The organism is Clostridium intestinale, assembly GCF_035905475.1.
In the GTDB taxonomy this organism is placed as follows: domain Bacteria; phylum Bacillota; class Clostridia; order Clostridiales; family Clostridiaceae; genus Clostridium_T; species Clostridium_T intestinale.
The window spans coordinates 1,235,801-1,254,882 of record NZ_CP121166.1 but is presented as its reverse complement, the minus strand read 5'-3'; the positions used below and the strand labels follow the sequence as shown (position 1 = coordinate 1,254,882).

General features: G+C 30.8%; 12 protein-coding genes and 1 pseudogene. 2 read left to right on the top strand and 11 right to left on the bottom strand.

All coding sequences use genetic code 11. From position 1 onward, the window contains the following. Positions 1-23: 23 nt before the first annotated feature. The 4 genes and pseudogenes from P8F83_RS06495 to P8F83_RS06480 form a co-directional block, all read right to left on the bottom strand. Positions 24-260: pseudogene (locus P8F83_RS06495) on the bottom strand (PqqD family peptide modification chaperone); the annotation flags it as partial. A gap of 61 nt (positions 261-321) precedes the next feature. Then, positions 322-1,305: a serine hydrolase domain-containing protein gene (locus P8F83_RS06490; RefSeq protein WP_326513958.1), complete on the bottom strand. Its 984-nt coding sequence runs from the start codon at positions 1,303-1,305 to the stop codon at positions 322-324. Beyond that, entirely contained in the window at positions 1,302-3,590 is a 2,289-nt protein-coding gene (locus tag P8F83_RS06485; RefSeq protein WP_326513957.1) for an excinuclease ABC subunit UvrA, read from the bottom strand. The genes P8F83_RS06490 and P8F83_RS06485 overlap by 4 nt, the downstream gene beginning before the upstream one ends. Before the next feature lie 30 nt (positions 3,591-3,620). After that, on the bottom strand, positions 3,621-4,550 hold the full coding sequence (locus tag P8F83_RS06480) for an AraC family transcriptional regulator (protein ID WP_326513956.1): 930 nt from the start codon (positions 4,548-4,550) through the stop codon (positions 3,621-3,623). A gap of 181 nt (positions 4,551-4,731) precedes the next feature. Between P8F83_RS06480 and P8F83_RS06475 the strand changes: the two genes are divergently transcribed. After that, complete coding sequence (locus P8F83_RS06475; RefSeq protein WP_326513955.1) at positions 4,732-5,331, top strand: MBL fold metallo-hydrolase; 600 nt, start codon at positions 4,732-4,734, stop codon at positions 5,329-5,331. A gap of 239 nt (positions 5,332-5,570) precedes the next feature. Here P8F83_RS06475 and P8F83_RS06470 read toward each other — a convergent pair whose 3' ends face one another. Next, positions 5,571-6,458: a Cof-type HAD-IIB family hydrolase gene (locus tag P8F83_RS06470; protein ID WP_326513954.1), complete on the bottom strand. Its 888-nt coding sequence runs from the start codon at positions 6,456-6,458 to the stop codon at positions 5,571-5,573. A gap of 172 nt (positions 6,459-6,630) precedes the next feature. Here P8F83_RS06470 and P8F83_RS06465 point away from each other — a divergent pair, with 172 nt between their 5' ends. After that, positions 6,631-7,938, top strand: a complete 1,308-nt coding sequence (locus P8F83_RS06465) for a DUF4317 domain-containing protein (protein ID WP_326513953.1) — start codon at positions 6,631-6,633, stop codon at positions 7,936-7,938. Between the two features lie 53 nt (positions 7,939-7,991). On the opposite strand, the gene P8F83_RS06460 is transcribed toward P8F83_RS06465, so the two are convergent. The 6 genes from P8F83_RS06460 to P8F83_RS06435 form a co-directional block, all read right to left on the bottom strand. Next, positions 7,992-12,911: a DNA repair ATPase gene (locus P8F83_RS06460; protein WP_326513952.1), complete on the bottom strand. Its 4,920-nt coding sequence runs from the start codon at positions 12,909-12,911 to the stop codon at positions 7,992-7,994. Between the two features lie 11 nt (positions 12,912-12,922). After that, positions 12,923-14,977: a flotillin family protein gene (locus P8F83_RS06455; protein ID WP_326513951.1), complete on the bottom strand. Its 2,055-nt coding sequence runs from the start codon at positions 14,975-14,977 to the stop codon at positions 12,923-12,925. A 5-nt stretch (positions 14,978-14,982) separates the two neighbouring features. Then, a complete protein-coding gene (locus tag P8F83_RS06450) occupies positions 14,983-15,591 on the bottom strand; it encodes a hypothetical protein (protein ID WP_326513950.1) in 609 nt (202 codons plus the stop codon). Between the two features lie 175 nt (positions 15,592-15,766). After that, a complete protein-coding gene (locus P8F83_RS06445; protein ID WP_073016434.1) occupies positions 15,767-16,477 on the bottom strand; it encodes a LiaF transmembrane domain-containing protein in 711 nt (236 codons plus the stop codon). 1 nt (position 16,478) lies between these two features. Beyond that, positions 16,479-16,934: a LytTR family DNA-binding domain-containing protein gene (locus tag P8F83_RS06440; RefSeq protein ID WP_326513949.1), complete on the bottom strand. Its 456-nt coding sequence runs from the start codon at positions 16,932-16,934 to the stop codon at positions 16,479-16,481. 388 nt (positions 16,935-17,322) lie between these two features. Further along, entirely contained in the window at positions 17,323-19,059 is a 1,737-nt protein-coding gene (locus P8F83_RS06435; protein WP_326513948.1) for an ammonium transporter, read from the bottom strand. Between the last annotated feature and the right edge of the window lie 23 nt (positions 19,060-19,082).

Here is a 19,082-nt window from a genome sequence, read left to right as displayed (position 1 = left end):
AACAAAAGGAAAATGCTTTTTTATTATAAATCTAAATTTTCTATATAGTGACAATTAGTGTCTATATGATTTAAGAATAACAATAGTCTTTCATAAAGAAGATGAGCATACTCACCATACTTTGTTTCTAAACTTTCTCCAATATCTTTCACACTATTATTGCCATCAATCTGTAAAAATACCCAACTTTCATATTCATCTAAAGAGATTTTTTTGTACTCTGGAATACTGAATTTAAGTTTTCTAAAGAAACCTTGAATAGTAATATGACTTCATTTTTTTATTATTTACTATTAATTTTTTAATATTTTTACTAAAATATTAAAAAATTTGAAATTCAAACAAGGGTTCCATATACTCTCTTATAAGTTTTATCCTATCTTTAGCTTTTTCGCTAGGAAGAGATGCTATAGAAATAACTAGTTTTTCCTTTTCATTTATATAAATAACATTCCCTCCATCTCCTATGGCTGCATAGATATGTTTATTATTATCTATAATCCACCAAAGATATCCATAAGATAGTTTACCCCACCTACTATGTTCTATTGTACTTTTATCTACCCACCATTTAGGAAGAATTTTTTTGCCATTCCATAGTCCTTTATCTAGATATAGTTGACCTATCTTTGCCATATCTATAGGGGTTAGTGTAAGACCCCAAGCTGCTGAATTTATACCTTGTGGGTCAGTAGCCCAGCCACTGATATTTTTATCTTTAAAAAAAGACATATGCTCTTCTTTACTTACTAATCTGATATTTTGCTTAACACTGATTTCTAGTGGAGTAAATAGATTTTCTTTTGCAAAATCAAAAACTGATTGTCCAGTTGCTTTTACTAAAATACCTGACAGGATATGTGTTCCTATTATTGCTGAATAGGTAAATTTTTCAGTGGGCTCTTTCCCTCCTAATAAATCAAGTGCAGCTTCTATCCAGTTATCACTCTCAAAAAACTTCTCATAGGGCTCTTTTTTATATTTATAGGGAGCTGTCATAGTAAGCATATGTCTAATTGTGATATTCTGTATAGCTTTTTCTCCTTCTAAAATTTTGTAATCAGGAAAAAAATTCAATACTTTTTGATCTAAACTTTTTATATGTTTCTTCTCTAAGGCAATACCAATTAATGCAGAAAAAATGCTTTTTGTTACTGATGCTATATGCACTGGATTAGAGGCAGTATATTTATTAAAGTAGTTTTCATATAATAGTTTACCGTTTTTTTGTACGATAATGCCTGCAATATTCTTATAGTTAGTACTTATTAACCTTTCAAATTCTATCTTTTTTCTCTGATTCATAGAAGATACCTCCCTGTCTTGGAATTAGGATTCTCTATAAGACTATTTGGGGTACCCTTTGCAATGATTTCTCCGCCCTTGTCTCCTCCTTCTGGACTAAGTTCAATTATATAATCACAGCTTTTCAAAACTTCTACATTGTGTTCAATTACAATAACTGAATTACCGCCTGCAGCTAGCTTATCTAATAGTTTTAATAGCAAAGCCGTATCGTATAGGTTAAGCCCAGCTGTTGGTTCATCAAGCACATAGAGAATATTCCCTTTTAACTGACGTCCAAGTTCTTTTGCAAGTTTCACTCTCTGAGCCTCACCACCACTTAAAGAAGAGGATGGTTGACCAAGAGTCAAATACCCCATTCCAATCTGATTCAATATATTTAGTGGCTTTAGAATACTTTTATGTTCGGCAAATAAGACAATAGCGTCTGTAATACTCATATCTAAAACTTCTGCTATGTTTTTACCTTTATAATATATAGAAAGACTTTCTTCATTAAATCGTTTGCCTTGACAAGTTTTGCAAATCTTATCTACTGAAAAATCAGAGGTTAGAAATATTTTTTCGTAACCGCTACCTCCGCAATCTTCACATGCACCTTTAGAATTAAAAGAAAAATGTCCAGAACTCATGTTTTTGACTTTTGCCTCAGGTAGTTTTGAGAAGATTTCTCGTATTTTATCCCATATACCAATATAAGAAGCTGGTGTTGAGTTTATATTTCTTCCTATGGGATCTTGAGATATCTTTATAAATCCACTAATTCGCTCTGCTCCTTTTATATTATCTTTATGTGAATATTTTTTGAAACTAATAAGGCGTTTTAAAAGGGTTTCCTCTATTAAAGAACTTTTTCCACTTCCGGATAATCCTGATATTCCAACCATAACATGAAGTGGAAATGTTACTGTTAAGTCTTTTAAATAATGGGTATTGACATGTTCTAATATAATGGAATCTTCTTTAGGGAATAGAGTTTTTCTTGTAGTTCGTTTTGGTATTAAGAGCTTCTTAAAGAAATATTGACTTAGAAGGGTGTTCTCTTTTTTGTAATCTTCATAATTTCCTTGAAAAACCACGCTTCCTCCTTCTACTCCTGCTTTAGGACCAATCTCTATAATGTGATCCCCATAACTTAAAATATCTTTATCATGCTCAACTACTATTACAGTGTTTCCAATGTCTCTCAGCTTTTTTAGGGCTTCAATCATACTCTCTTTCTCTGATGGATGTAAGCCAGCCATTGGTTCGTCAAATATATAGATAAGAGAATCCAGATTAGATTCGAGATGAAGGTGAAGATAAATTCGCTGTAATTCACCACCACTTAATGAAGGGATATCTCTATAAAGAGTTAGATGCCCTAAACGAAACTTAATTAAATACTCCAACTTTTTGATAACATCTTTTAAAACCTTGTTGCCAAACTGAGATAGCTCTTCTTTAGATATTTCATTTAAGAAGTTTAAAAGAGATAATATGGTCATATTTCCTAGTTCCCCAATTGTTTTTCCATGAAGAAAAAAACTTCTGCCTTCCTTACTAACTCTCTCTCCGTGGCATTTTTGGCATATACACCTTTTATAGACTTCTTCCACATCTTCCCCTTTTTCGTAGGAATTTCTTAGTATACGTTCTAAACAATAACTTTGTTTACCATTTTCATAAGTTCCATAAATAACTTCTCCTTGAATGTCTTCAGGAAGTTTAAAGAAAGGAGTCTCAAAATACATGTCGTATTTATTCTTAAGAATTCGTAAAAATCCACTTGTTACCTTTAGGTTTTCATACACGTCTAAAAGTGATGTTTTTTTATCAGGAATTAGAGCTTCTAGATTAATATCATAATAAAAACCTCTTCCCTGGCAGCTAATACACATTCCATCAGCAGTTGTATAGAGAAATAAGCTTGGAGATAGATGTTTATTATTTTTATCGTAAGCTTTTCCATCACTTGCATAAATTAAAGCTAGCTGATTCAAAATTCTAGTTTTAGAACCAACTGTAGATAGGATGTTGCTCTGCCTAATACTATTTTGACGTACTGCAACAGTTGGTCCAATACCTTCTATGCTCTGAAACTTGTCGTCATTATCAAGCACAGATAAAATGCCTATGGAGTTTAAATACTGATTTTTGCCTTCTTCAAAAAGGATATCGAATGCTAGACTAGATTTACCAGAACCACTAATGCCCGTGATTATTACTAGCTTTTGTTTAGGAATTGTTAGATTGAAATTTTTTAGATTATGAATCTTTGCACCATTAATTTTGATTTCTTTCATATGCTCACCTCAAAATTGATTTTAAGCATGTTAGAAATGAATGGGCTCAATTGGGACGTAGATGTCTACTTTATGGATATGTTTTTCATTGTCATAGGGATTGTTTAGATAAACTTCAAAGGGATAAGAATTTCTTGGAACATAACCATTGCCTGAAAGCCATTCTTGATACATGTAATTCCAGGCACCACTATATTGTTCCTGTTGCATTTCAAAATGCCCAACTGCATATAGACCACCCTCTAAATTCATTTTCCCTAGGATACCGTCTTCCTTAACCTTAATACTTTCTTGAACTGTAAGGCATATACTTGTGCGAAACTGACTCTCTTCTCCAAATTCAGGGTTATCATGATACATAGCAAGTACTAAACTATTATCATCTAAAATACAGTTTTGCTCCTTTGCCTTAACAAGTAGCCTTTTAATAAGATTTGCATATTCTTTTTCTAATGTCTCATAAGTTCCTGTATGCCTCACATAAATTACTTGTTTTTTCTCTAAGTCCAATATTCTAACATCTACAGGCACGGTCAATAGATTATCTACCCACTCACTCCTTGCTGTATTCTTATTGTACTCAGACAATAAAAAAGAATCTTTGCAATTCTTGCTATATTCCTTGCGGTACTCTCTTGGGCTTACACCATAATAATTTTTAAAAGCTCTTGAAAATACAGCTGAATCAGTAAACCCAAGTTCATATGAGATGTCGGTCATGTTTTTATCTTTCCTGTGTGCAAGTAAAAAAAGTGAACTCTCCATGCGTAGTCTATTCACGTAATGTGCAAGTGGCTCATGCAAAACACCTTGAAATATCCTGCTAAAATGATATTTAGAAAAGCCAGCAACATTTGAAAGCTCCTCAATAGACACTGCTTTTCCTAGATTATTTTCAATGTAATCCTGAACTTTATGAATTCTTCTTATATATTCCTCTTTACACTTTTGATAAGACATAGCCTACCTCCTGTTTCTATTATTCCAAGTATAACAGAAAAATTTTTTATTGACGAATGACCCTAAAAATCAACACTTCTCTCAAACAATATTATAGGAGCACATAATATCTATAAGCCCTTTACATTTATAAATTATTAGTATTAAAATAAAAACATATAAATAATTAGGAGGTAAACCTATGGCAAAACTATATTACAATGGACATGGTAGCTTTAGACTTATAACATCCCAAAATACTGTGGTATATATTGATCCTTATGCTGGAGAAGGATACGAAGAGCCTGCTGATATAATATTAGTAACCCATCAGCATGGAGATCACAATCAAATAGATAAACCCACTAAAAAATCTGAATATCAAATAATCATGAACACAGATTCACTTATAAATGGAGAATATAAAGAGTTTAAGATAAAAGATATAGACATTAAGGCTGTGCCAGCCTACAACAAAAATCATTCTAAGGAAGAATGTGTTGGTTATCTTGTTAAAACTGATGGAGTTCTTATTTATTTTTCAGGAGATACTTCAAAAATAGTAGAGATGAATGATCTTAAATCCTTAAATATTGATTATGCTTTTTTTCCTTGTGATGGAGTTTATAACATGGATGAAGTTGAAGCCGCTGAATGTGCAAAGATTGTTTCTGCAAGACATTCTATTCCGGTACACTTAAAATCTGGGGCTCTTTATGACAAAGAAAAAGCAAATAACTTTAAGGTTGAAGGTAAACTTTTAATAGAACCAGGAGAAGAAATACACACCTCTATTCTGTAGAAGCCTAATAGAGGCTTCATTAAATTCATAAATCGCGATATTCTGTAGAAGCCGAACAGAGGCTTCTTTAACTTCATTTTTACTCTAAGAATATAAGAACTTAAAAACTTAAGAATTTTTGTTCTTATATTCCTAAGAACCTAAGAATATAAGAAGTTTTATTCTTTACCTAAATGAATTTTATAAGTAACCAAAAGGCTGCTACAAACCTCTTAGTTTATAGCAGCCAAATTTAAAACTTATCTTATTCTTAATTCCTCGAGCTCTCCTTTTAGCATCTTTTCAACCGAATATGCAAACCCTTCTTCTTCATTGCTTTTAGTCATATATTTGCAGACTTTCTTAATCTGCTCCATAGAATTTTCCATGGCAACAGTAGCTCCAAAGTCCATTGATAACATAGAATAATCATTCATGCTATCTCCTAAAACCATAACTTCATCCATATTATATCCAAGTATTTCTATGTACTCCTTTAGTGCTATTCCTTTTTGAGCATTTATATGTGTAAGCTCTAGGTTAGATGCAAATGAGGAAGCAGAAGCAATTCCATTAACATCTGAAAGAGATTTATCTATTTCTAAAATAATAGATTCATCTTGAGAAAAAATAAATATCTTATATATAGAAATATTATCTTTCCTTAAATCCTCTACTGAACTAATACATTTTACGTGATCTAATCTTTGTTTAAATTCTGGAAGTGATTCAATATCATCTTGACTTCCATCATAAAAAAAGTGGCGGGCCTCTAAAATTAAGCTTTCTTTCACTTCTTCTTCAGATCCAATAGCATAGTCATATTGATCTGAACAAAATCTTGCTGTTACTGGAAAATCTTTAATTCTATCTAAAATATCTTCGAAGCTAGAATGATCCATTGGAACCTGTTTTAAAATTTTTGATTCTTGATCTCTTACCTCTGCACCACTAGCTACTATATAGTCGCATTTTAAATTATGCTTTTCCAAGGTGCTCATTGTCCCTTTATAATGTCTACCTGTAGAAATAATAAATCTTATATCCTTTTTATATAACTTTTGTATCGCTTCAAGCGAAGCTTCTGAAACTTCATGCTTTTCATTTAATAGAGTTCCATCCATATCTGTTACTACTACTTTAATCATAAAAAAATACCTCTTAATTATATTAATCTCCATTTGAATTTCTATAAACAGTATAGCATAATATTCAACTTTACATAAATAAGCTCTTTAAATTCTATAAAAAAGATTATATACTTAATAATAGAAATAATAATTTACCAATAAATAGAAATTAAAATTAAGGAGTTTATATATGAGAAAAAAAGACGTCCTTGAATTAAAAAAGCGTTTTAAAAAAGATTACTGTACTTTCACTAAGATGTGCGGATGTTATGTTAATGGAGAAAAAAATGTTCTCTTAAAATTCAGAGAAACCTTTCTAAATCTAGAGGAAGATGAGTATTTTAAGTTTTTAGAAATAGCAAAAAAAGTTTTGTCTGGAACTGTAGGCAATAATATTTTAGAGCTTAATTTCCCTATCAATGAGGAGTTTGTAAATGAAAAACAAATCTCCCTTATGAAGCTTAAAAATAGTAAACTAAAGGATGATAATATTTTAGATGAATTTTATGACTCTATTATAGACAATTATGATTACACTGGGAATTTTTTAATTCTTATATTCCATGATGCTTATGATGTTATAACTAAAACTAAAGATAACATAAAGATTGATGAGTCAGAAGAAGTTTATGAGTATGTTTTATGTGCAACATGTCCTGTATCTCTGTCAGAGCCTGGACTTAGATATTTTGAAGAAGAAAATAAGATTAAAGCACGTATTAGAGATTGGGTGGTTGAAGCCCCTACAAACGGTTTTATTTTCCCTGCTTTTATTGAACGTAGTACTGATGTTAATTCCATTATGTATTATACAAAAAATCCTAAAGAAACTCATCCAGAGTTAATGGAACATGCTTTAGGATGTTATAAAAAGCAAACTGCAACCATACAAAAAGAAGCTTTTCAATCTATCATTAAAGATTCCTTACTTGTTGATGAAGATGAGGCTGATAAAATATTTATGGAAGTGCAAGAGAATTTAAACACAATGATTGAGGAATATAATGCAACTTATGAAGATGTGGATCCAGAGCCTATAATATTAAATAAAAAAGACGTTCAAAATCTACTAATTGAAAGCGGAATTCCAGAAGAAGTTACTATTAAGATTGAAAAATCTTATGAGGAAAGTTTTGGGGAGGATCTTCCTCTAGCTGAAAGCCTTATAGACTCAAAAGCACTTAAAGTAAAGGCTCAGCTTAATAAAGAAGAAAACTTAAAAAAACAGGTACAAGTTCTTCAAAATAAGCTTGAACTTGTTAAGCAAGAAGTTGCCTTAGATAAGGATACTGATGAAGAAACTGTGACCTTAGAAGAAGCTTCAGTAACTGGCTCTGAAGATGAAGAAAATACAGTTAAATACGATGTTATACTTCAAGTAAAACCTGAAAAGATACCTCAAATAAAGTCTCAGATAATTGATGGACAAAAGTGCATAGTTATTCCAATAAATGAAAATGAACAAACTACAGTAAATGGACAAGATGATTTAATTTAGTTTTGGAATAGAAAAACAGCAGCCTTGATTAAAAAGACTGCTGTTTTTTATATTTAGTTATTTATTTTGTTTAAGATATCTTTTATAAGGCTTAGATTTTCGGTAAGTCCATTTAATGCTAAAACAGCCTGCCCTATTTTATCATCACCTTTTACTAACTTATTTTTAAGAAAAACAGCTTTAATTTCAGCATAACGTTTTTTCTCTTCTTGGTTTATGCATCCAACAAGTTCTTTCCACTTAAGCATATTAGCTTCAGCACCTGTAGTTAAGGTTTGCGAATCATTTTCATAACTTGCAAGTATTCTATGGAATAACTCTTCATCATTCATTGCAGGAATAATCTTTTCTGCTATCTTATTCATATTTCTATAAGAACCTTGCAGCTTAAATGCTGGCTCATTTCTATATTCTTCAGCTTGTGCTGCTGAATATATATATTCAAGGTTAACCTTTAATACGATGTCTCTTACCTTAAATAATTTATTAATAAGATTTACATATTCATTCATTTCTTCAACAGAATAGTTGCCTTCTAAAGACACATTTTCTCTCGGTTCTCCCTTAGCCATTTCAACAAATCCATACAAGTCTTTTGAGTTATTATTACTTAACTTAGATAAAACAGGGTTTGAAGTTAATGCATTTTCTATATAACTTAGCTTAAATGCTTCTTCATTTTCCATAAGCATATCTCCAAGATTATATACATCTGCTCTATTTGAAAGCATATCAGGAATTTTAAACTTCTCTCCGCTTTCAGTATATGGATTACCTGCCATTACTACAGCTACCTTTTTACCTCTTAGATTATAAGTTTCGCTAACTCCATTGTATACACCTTCGATTTTTCTTTGCCCATCGCATAAAGAAATAAACTTTTGTAAAAACTCTGGATTACAATGTTGAATATCATCTATATAGATCATTACATTATTGCCCATCTTTAATGCAATATTAAGTTTCTTAAGTTCTTCTCTAGCACCACTATTATTAGCTTTCTCAGGATCTAAGGAAGTTACTTCATGTCCTAAACTAGGACCATTTATTTTAACTAAAACAAGCCCAAGTCTATTTGCAACATATTCCATTAAAGTGGTTTTACCATAACCTGGTGGAGATAATAGTAATAGTAGACCCATTAAATCTGTCCTTTTATTGTCTCCTGAAGCACCAATTTGTTTAGCTAGGTTATCACCTATTAAAGGAAGATAAACCTTGTCGATTAATTGATTTCTAACAAAAGAAGTTAAAATATCAGGTTTATAATCATCTAAATGAATTTTTGCTTTGAAGTCTTTTATAAGGTTCTTTTTAATTTCTTGAAACTCAATAAAATCAATAACTTCTTTAGATTTAAATCCATTTAACTTATCCATAAAGCTCATATAGGATAAAATATAATCTCCATTATTAATTACAGAGTGAGTCCCTATAAGTCCTAATATTTTCACCTTTGAATCTAAATAAATCACTCGGCCAAGTTCAGGTTTGTTTTCTATTAATAATACAATAACCTCTTTTAGCACTCCATTTAGCTCATCACTATTTAATGATTCAAATATTGATAAATTTATATCTTCTTTATTTTTATCATTTAAAACTTCATCTCTATAGGCTATTATACATTCATTTATTAAATAATAAAGACCTTCTAGATCACTCTTGCTGCTTTCTATTGAAGATAAAAATTCATTTAAAACATTCTTATCTCTTAAGGATTTAATAAACCCATCATATATATTTTTAGCTTCTTTACTTATTATGAATTCTTCCCCTTTCATTATCTCAAGGCAAAGATATTCTGAAGCTTCATATATGTCTTTTGATGAAAATAAGGTTAAAAGATTGTTTTGTGATTCCATTTTTCCTACTAAATAGGGAATATATTTTTCTAAATTTGGTGAAGAATTAAAATATAAGTTAACCTTAGATAGTTCTTTTAAGCGTTTCCTTAATGTTTCTTTAACTCTTTTATCAGCTAGAAAGTTCCAATATAGTCTAGCCAAAGCTCTAGCTTCACATTTATAGATTAATAAATCAATTTTTTCATGTAATTCTAATAGTGTTTTTAAGATTTTTGAGGCATCTATATCATGTACACCTTTTGTATATCCCTCTTGATATCTAGGCTCCATAAATTTTTGTACTATTTCAATAAGCTGAGCTTCTGATTTAGTTTCTAGCTTTTTGATAGATTCAAATCTCTTAGCTTTAGCTTCTTCAAATAGTAAATAAGCTAGATACTCACCTCTATAAACCTGGTCGTTTTCTGACACTACACTTTGATTAAAGACATAATTATATTTTTCTATAGAAGATAAATTGATTTTCTCCCAGAAATCTGTACCAGTTATATGATAAAATAGTGCATCATCTTTTTGAACTATGGATAAATCAATAGATTTAGTGTTAATTGAAAAATTGTGTCTTCCAAGTTTAATTACATTTCCACCATTAATATAAAGTTCTTGTTTATCCTTTAGCTGGCGAACAGCATCTTCCTTTGTCTTTTTAAGTCTTGATGTTATTTCATCGGCTTTTACAGAGTCTCCAAGATCATTAAGGTTTGAGATTACATCTCTTACCCTTTCAACCATAATATCAGTAGCAAAATATCCATTAATTTCAGAAACATTTTGGAAACTTTTCAATCTACTACTGAGTCCATTTAAAATACGTTCTGCAGAATCAAAAAGACCAATTATTCTTTTGTTTATCTTATCTAATATAGCTTGTTTTTTACTTTCAAAGGCATTGTAAATCTCTTCTCTTTTTTCACTTAATTGTAGTATATAATCATTGAACTCGGAAAACTTTCCTTCTAGTTCTTGAATCATAATCATAACTTTATTTAAGTATTCATCACACTTTTCTACAGTATCAGAAATATCTAAATAGTTTACTACAGATTGACTTAAAAGCTTTATTTGAGAATGAAATTGAGAAGTCATTTCATTTTTTGTAAGCTCTTCAATTTTATTATTTAGTCGTGCCTTACCATTATTAATAAGAGAAAACAATGAAGATATCTTCTCTATTATCTCTGTTGTCATTGTTGGGTCTTCTATTTTAAAATTACTAATAATATCTATAAGAAGCTCTAAATCACTTGAAACTCCATTCATTTTCCCTTCAAGTTCTCTACCCTCTTTAGACTTAGTTACCTTAACTATATCCCCTTGCAGCTCTTTAACTTTTTTATCATAAGGTAATAACCCTTCAGGTGCTAATAAAAACTCAACACATTTTGTAGAGAATTCATCATACTTTTCTTTAACATCCTTATCAAGAGAATTTACAACATTAAGGTCTGTGTATCTTAATTCTTTAAGTGTGGCTATTTTCCCTCTAGTATTTCTGATTTCAGCTAAGGCTTTTACATATTCATCAATATTATCGAAGGTTCCATACTTGATATTCTTTAACAATTCTTCTGTTGATTTTTGAGTATCTTCTATTTGTTTTTTAGTAGATGCCTTAATTCGTAATACTTTTTCATATTCCCCAATAGCAAAGGTTGCGGATTCTTTTAAGGCTAAAAGAACTTCCTTTAAATTGAAGGTCTCTTCTTTATCTAACCAGAAGTAGGAGTCAATTATCCTTTCGCACTCTTTAACTATATCTTCATAAATACTTTGATATCCATCTTTTTTATCAACAAGTTTACATACTGAGTTACAATCAGCCATGGCATTTACAATATCTTTATTCCCTATTTTATAGACAATAGAGTCCTTATCACCTTGGCTTACGTAGTTTTTTCCTACATAAGGGGTTTGCCATAGTTGTATCATGTGATTTTTTCTTGGTTCACTTTCCTGTCTAGCTACTATCATTTCTCCATTATTAAAATGAGAATAACCGCTACAAATTATAGGAACATCAATTTTTTGCTCGATTATGTTATAAGAGTAAATTTGATATTCTCCACTATTTGTATTGTAGAAAATGTACTGATAATCTTCTCCATTTGAGGAGGTAATTATTTGATCAAAGACTGAACCTTCAGCTTCTATATCGAATATCTTGTATTCTCCAGTTTGAAGATAATATCCTTTTGGGAATATCACTCCATGGTGTCCTGGAAGTAGAATACAGGTATCTTTTATTGAATCTATTCTGACTACGGTTTTAAGCTTATTATTAAAAATGAAATATCTAAAATCATTTTCTTTATAAGGTTTAATTTTAAGAATTATAAGTTGATCTAAGTCTGCATAATATATTTCAGCGTCATCAAGACTTTGATCCATGTCCTCTACAGGTTCTGAATATATTCCCTGTCCTGTATCTGTATTATCCTCAATTTTAATTGTTAAGTCTTTTCTTATTGTTTCAACAAAGACCTTGTCCAATATTGAAATATGAGGATATCTACCGTTTCTTTGATCGTCTCTAGTAGCTTTTACAAATTTGAATTCACTTTTATTTTTAAATTTTACCTCATGGTCACTTCTGCTATCTACATATATAAGTTTATTTCCTTCAATTGCCCATTTAAACACCTTAATATCTGTAGGATTTTTTCCAGTTTGAAAAATCATATAAAAATAAGGGTCTATTATGGTGAACTTAGCAAAAAAAGTGTTTTTATAATACTTATATAGCTCATCGAAATCATTTATAAAATCCTGATTATTTATTAAATCAAGAGGCTGTTTTAGAAATTTTTTATCAATATATCTATAAATTGAAAAAACATCACTTAGCTCTGTCTTTGATTTAAGACCGATATGAACATTATATCCAAAGATAAATAAATCCTCTACCGGGGCCATATCTCTAGGGACACAATTGTTTTCAGTGATTATCCTTTCACTTCCTAGAAGTTTAGTTTCTATGGAGCCAAAGGTTTCTTTTCTAGCGATATTTAATTTATTAACTCGCTCTTTTAAATCCGCTCCATGATTAATAAGACGATTTTTTATAACCTCATAGGTGCCTTTTTCCATATCTTCGATACTATTCAAAATGCTTCTCCTTATTTACGAGGGATTTCTAAAGTTTTTGCTGGTAGATCAGCTATTCCTGCTTTTTTTACTGTTTCTAACAGCTTTCCTAATAATGCTTTATCACCATCTCCTGAAGTTGTTATCATCTTATTTATAGCACCTGCAATTGAAAGATTTTTTATATCTTCTGAAGTTATATTAAATCTATCCATAAAATCCCCTAGTTGTTTCTTAAAATACTCAGGATCACCAGTTATAAAGGTTTCCTTAATATCTGTAAGAACTTCACTATTGTTTACTAGACGATCATATGATTTACCTTTTGTTACTGAACCTATAATCTGATCAAAGAACATTGTTTCTCCACCCACAATATCAATTTTAGCTGCTTTAAGAGCTTCACTGATAACTGACGCTTGAGCTTCAGCAATTTCTTTTTGAATATTAATATTTGCAAGTTCAATTTCTTTTTCTTTTTCAAGTTTAAGCTTAAATTCTTCATGACCTCTACCAACTTCATCAAGAGCTTTCATACTGCTAGCTTTTTCTTTTATTCCTTCCGCTTCAGCCATGTATTTCTTCTTCATGATATCAGCTTCTACAGTTCCTTCTTTTTCCTTAACTTCAACCATTGCGCTATCAGCTTTAGCTTGAGCTAGAGATTTAGATTCAATAGCTTTTGCCTCAGCAACAGCTTTAGCTTCAATAACCTTAGATTCTGCAATACCAGAAGTTGCTTCCTTTTGAATATTAGCATCTGCAAGAATTTTAATTGCCTCAGCTTCTTTTTGAGATGCTTTATATTTAGCATCAGCATCAATAATAGTTTTCTCAGCCAATCTTTCTGCTGCTTCTTTTGAGGCTTCAGCTGATTTAACTTCTACTATAAGCTTAGATTCTGATTGTTCTTCAGCCTTTTTAATAGCTACAGACTTAACTCTGTTAGCTTCAGCAAGAACTCTAGTATCGTTGATTTTTTCTTCTTCAATAACTGTATCTTTCTCAACAGCAACTCTTTCCCTTATAATTGTTTGAATATTTTTCTTTTCTATTTCTACTTCCTTTTGCTTGTCAATACTTGCAAGTTCCACAAGTTTTTCTTTTTCAGTTCTTTCTAATAATCTATTTTTATCAACTCTTTCGGCTTCAACAGCTTCTGTACTCTCTTTAGACTTCATAGCTATAATAACTTGTCTTTGTTTATTTTGTTCAGCAACTTCTATTTCTTCATCAGACTTAACTCTTGCCATTTCTGATTTATATCTCTCTTCTTGTCTAACCTTTTCAGCTTCAGCTTCTTCTCTTGCAGTTATAATTGCAATCTCTCTTTTTTGTTTAGCTTCAGCCTCTGCGTTTTGTTTTTCAAGTTCTAATATAGCTTCTCTAGCAGATACATTTTGTTTCTTTATAGTTTTTTCTTTATCTCTTTCAATTTGGTTAGCTAATATAAGTTGTTCAGCTGTAAGTTCAGTTATTTTCTTTATACCTTCTGAATCTAGAATATTATCGCTGTTTAATAATTTTATATCAGTCTGCTCAAGATAATCTATAGCTGCATCATCTAAAACATACCCATTTAAATCAGTTCCTATTATTTGAAGAATTTCATTTTTAAAAGTTTCTCTTTCTGTATAAAGTTGAACAAAATCAAACTTTTTACCTACTGTTTTTAGCGCTTCTGAGAATTTTGCATCAAAAAAATCCATTAAAGTTTTTGGATCTGATGCTTTTACACAACCTAATAGTTGACCTACTTTTAATACATCTTCCCTTGTTTGATTAACTCTAACAAAAAATGCAACTCTTATATCTGCTCTTAAGTTATCTTTGCATATAAGCCCATCTTTACCTTCTCTAGCTATTTCAACTCTCTTAACAGAGATATCCATAATCTCGCTTTTATGTAATATTGGTAATACAAAAATACCGCCAAAGGATACTACAGGACCCCCAATACCATTTCTTACAACAACCTTCCCTTGATCTACCTTATGATAGAATTTAGAAAACATTGCAAGCAGTCCGCCGATAATAATTACTCCAGCACCAATACTAATTAATAAAAGTTGTATTTCATACGTCATTAATATCACTCCTCAATCTTTATAATGTAATAAATATTTTTATCTTCGTCTTTTCTATAAACATAAGCAATTTCATTTTTAATAAATACATCATCATCTTTTTCTGCTTTAACATTTATTAATAAAGAAGCGCCATCTCTTTTTATTTCTCCTTGACCTAACCTTCCATCTCCAATGTTAGTTATCAATGTTACTAGTTGTCCGACTACTCCGCCATTTGGAGCAATATCTTCATAGTCCTTCTTAAAGAGTTTCTTAAGTGGTCTTGTTATCACTTTAGTAACTAATAAGCTAACTATAAAGATAGGAATTAATATTAAACCATTTATAAAACCTCCTGGTGTTATTGGAAGTCTATATAACATCATTGATAAAATCCAAAATATAAAGGATAAAATACTAAAAAACACCATAAAAGGTATATCTCTTAAATTTAGGAAAACTAATATTCCCTGAAAAACATCTGCATCAACGTCTACGTCAAAATCTAGTTCAAATAAATCAAAATCAAATACGCCAATAATTACAGTTATCCAGTATAATAAAACTAATCCTAATAGTACTGTTGGTATAATATTTACACCTTTTACAGCATTGTTTATTAACTCACTCATTTCCCCTCCCCCCTCATATGTAAATTTTATCATTTTTTAACATTAACGACAATAGATAACATCTTATAGACATATTGAGATATTTAAAAGTAATGATTCATAAATGAAAAGCAGTTTCTTTAAACTTATTAGTCTAAAGAAACTGCTAATCTCATCTTATTGTTATTTTTATTTTTTAGATATAAATTATCTCTACTCCAGCAAAACTTATATCTCCAACTAAGGTTAAAGTATTAGTTATTACTTGACCACTTCTATTTTTTTCACTAACATCTCCTAAAAAGGCATTAGTCTTAATATCTACACGCCAAGTCTTAGGTATATACAACTCTACTCCTGAAAAAGATGCATCAATTTTTACTACAGCATTGTCTTTACTCATAACAGCATTATCAAAATATACCTTTAAAGCTCCAAATGAACACTCTAAATCTGCTTGTTCAAATTTATTTGTATTTATATACTTTATACTAGCTCCAAATGAACTCTTAAATGAAACTTTGCCATCATCTTCAACATCAATTTTTTCAAACTTATAATCATCGTGGTGATGTTTGTGGAAGTGTTTATGATGAATAAATTTAACATGTTTATGGAAAAGCATAGATAAACCTATACTACCAAATAGTGCTGCAATTAACACTGTCCAAGGAGTTATTTGCGTAATTCCTAATTGATTATCATACATTATACATATAAATGCAATTGGGAATAAAATGCCTGGAAAGTTTAAACGAATTATACTTTTTCCTATAACAACTACTAAAAAGAATGTCAAAATTAAACTAAAAGGATTTACGTCTGGGAAGTAACCAAGCTTGCTTACAATTAAGAAAATACCAGATAGTATAAATATAAATCCCCAAAAAACTCTTTCTTTTTTCATATTATTTCCTCTTTTCTAATAATTTTATTTTTAATGGTTTATAGTAATATCTTGAAACATATACCTGTTTATGGGTGTTTTGAAATTCAACCTTACTTGAGGATGAAAGACTACGTGTTATGGAGTAAATATGATTTGTGTTTAGAATTGTTGATTTTGAGACTCTCATAAAATATCCTGGCAATATCTCTTCAAGCTCATAAAGTTTGTATTTAACATTATATATATTATCAGTGGTATGTGCACAAACTGCACTTTCCTCTGTTTCGAAAAAAAGAACTTCTTCTAACATTAGATAATACTCAGTTTCTCCTTTATAAAAGGTTATACTTTTCTTAATGCCAATTAAATCTCCAAGCACACTTTGGATATTTTTGACTTCCTTATTAAGCTCATTGCATCTTATTATAATTTCATTTTCTTTAATTTCATTATCAACTTCAATTCTTATTTTCATATTGCCACTCTCCATGCTTTTATTATAGTAAGATGCGTTTTCTTTGTAAATATTGTTTAGGTAAGTGGTAAATTATCCTCTGTAAGTGGTATTGTTTTTTGTCGAAGTGGTTTTATAGAAAAACTCAGTACCTTATAATATTGTTATAAGGAAGTGTTGATGATAATAGTTATCGATTTATTTTAGGCTAAGACAAGCCTCCTAAATTAAATATCAACACTTAAATAGAACAAAGTCATATGTACTAAAAAGATTAAAGAAAAGATTAGAGAGGAATTTAGACTAATATATATAAAAGACGTAAAATAGCCCTTTCAAGAAACTATTTTACGCCTTTTAAAAATTTATTATTCAATCTTAATATACTTATAAGCTAAAAATACTGTTATTACTCATCCTGTAATGCATCATAGCCATGTTCTTTAGTACGAATTTTAATTACATCTTCAACATCATAGATAAATATTTTTCCGTCTCCTACATTTCCAGTATAAAGCACCTTTTGGACAGCATCCACCAAGGTTTGAGTTGGAATTTTACATATTACAACATCAATCTTAACCTTAGGAAGTAACTTTGTATCAACAGCTGCACCTCTAAAATAAGTAGTATTTCCTTTTTGCATACCATGACCCATAACATTTGTAACCGTCAGACCAGTAATTCCAAGTTTTTCAAGGGTAGCTTGAAGTTCTGAAAGCTTTGTTTGGTTAGCTATAATAGTAACTTTTGTAATTTTGTCACCTAAATGCTCCTTGTCTTTGCGTACTACTGGAATTGCAACATCAGTAGATACAGGTGTAGAAGTTTCTAGCGTTGCTGCTATATCAACAGAAGTATTAGAATATTCAGTTGAAATTGCTGCTACAGCAAAATCAGGATACGCAATATTTCCATGTTCACCAATATCAAGTCCTGCAATCTCTTCTTCAGTAGATACACGAATTCCAAGAGTTTTCTTGATTAGATACCAAACAAGGAAAGATGAAGCAAATACAAATGCACCTACTGCAACTATACCTAGAAGTTGAACACCAAGTAATTCAAATCCTCCACCATAGAATAAGCCATTTTTAGATGAAAGGCTTGTAACACCTTCTTTTGCAAATAAACCAACACAGATTGTACCAAAAACACCACAAGCAAGATGAACAGCTGTTGCTCCAACTGGATCATCAACTTTTATACGGTCAAAGAACATTACTGCAAATACAACAAGAATACCAGCAATAGCTCCAATTAGAAGTGAAACTTCAATGCTTACATAAGCACAACTACCAGTAATACCTACTAATCCTGCAAGACATCCATTAATAGTCATACCTAAATCAGGCTTACCTATTATAATCCAAGCTGTAGCTGTAGAAGTTAATACTGCTGCAATTGCTGCAGTGTTAGTGGTCATGAGTATATGCATAACATCAGATGGATTTTGAAAACTCATTGTCGATCCAGGATTAAACCCAAACCATCCAAGCCAAAGAACAAATAGTCCAATAACTGCAAGTGACATATTGTGTCCAGGAATAGCATTGACTTTACCATCTTTACTATACTTTCCAATACGTGGCCCAAGTAATAACGCTCCAGCAAGCGCTGCCCAACCTCCAACTGAGTGAACAACTGTATCACCAGCAAAGTCCATAAATCCTAGAGTAGAAAGCCAGCCGCCACCCCATATCCAGTGCCCTACGATTGGATATATAACAAGCGTAAGTACAAAGGAGAAGATAATAAATGAGATGTATTTTACACGCTCAGCCACTGCGCCTGAAACAATTGTTGCTGCAGTACCACAGAATACCAATTGGAAAAAGAATTTTCCCCAAAATGGAACATTTGATGTAAGAGTTCCGTCGTAGAAAGAAAGATCAGAATTCCCCAAAATAAATACATTCTGAGTTCCGATAAATGGGTTGTCTCCTCCAAACATAAGTCCCCAACCAAGCAGCATAAAACCAAGTGATGAAACTGCAAATACGATAAAGTTTTTTGATAGGATATTAACTGTATTCTTTGATCTTGCAAAACCAGATTCAACTGATGCAAAACCAAGGTTCATAAAAAAAACTAAAATTCCAGCAACCAATACCCACATCGTGTCAATAATCATTGTAGTATCCATTAATACACCTCCGAAAAAATAAA

Bases quoted from the DNA above. Each gene is read 5' to 3' on its own strand.
- P8F83_RS06475 (WP_326513955.1), top strand. From the start codon at position 4,732: ATGGCAAAACTATATTACAATGGACATGGTAGCTTTAGACTTATAACA.
- P8F83_RS06490 (WP_326513958.1), bottom strand. From the start codon at position 1,305: ATGAATCAGAGAAAAAAGATAGAATTTGAAAGGTTAATAAGTACTAAC.
- P8F83_RS06480 (WP_326513956.1), bottom strand. From the start codon at position 4,550: ATGTCTTATCAAAAGTGTAAAGAGGAATATATAAGAAGAATTCATAAA.
- P8F83_RS06435 (WP_326513948.1), bottom strand. From the start codon at position 19,059: ATGGATACTACAATGATTATTGACACGATGTGGGTATTGGTTGCTGGA.
- P8F83_RS06445 (WP_073016434.1), bottom strand. From the start codon at position 16,477: ATGAAAAAAGAAAGAGTTTTTTGGGGATTTATATTTATACTATCTGGT.
- P8F83_RS06455 (WP_326513951.1), bottom strand. From the start codon at position 14,977: ATGACGTATGAAATACAACTTTTATTAATTAGTATTGGTGCTGGAGTA.
- P8F83_RS06485 (WP_326513957.1), bottom strand. From the start codon at position 3,590: ATGAAAGAAATCAAAATTAATGGTGCAAAGATTCATAATCTAAAAAAT.
- P8F83_RS06470 (WP_326513954.1), bottom strand. From the start codon at position 6,458: ATGATTAAAGTAGTAGTAACAGATATGGATGGAACTCTATTAAATGAA.
- P8F83_RS06465 (WP_326513953.1), top strand. From the start codon at position 6,631: ATGAGAAAAAAAGACGTCCTTGAATTAAAAAAGCGTTTTAAAAAAGAT.
- P8F83_RS06450 (WP_326513950.1), bottom strand. From the start codon at position 15,591: ATGAGTGAGTTAATAAACAATGCTGTAAAAGGTGTAAATATTATACCA.
- P8F83_RS06440 (WP_326513949.1), bottom strand. From the start codon at position 16,934: ATGAAAATAAGAATTGAAGTTGATAATGAAATTAAAGAAAATGAAATT.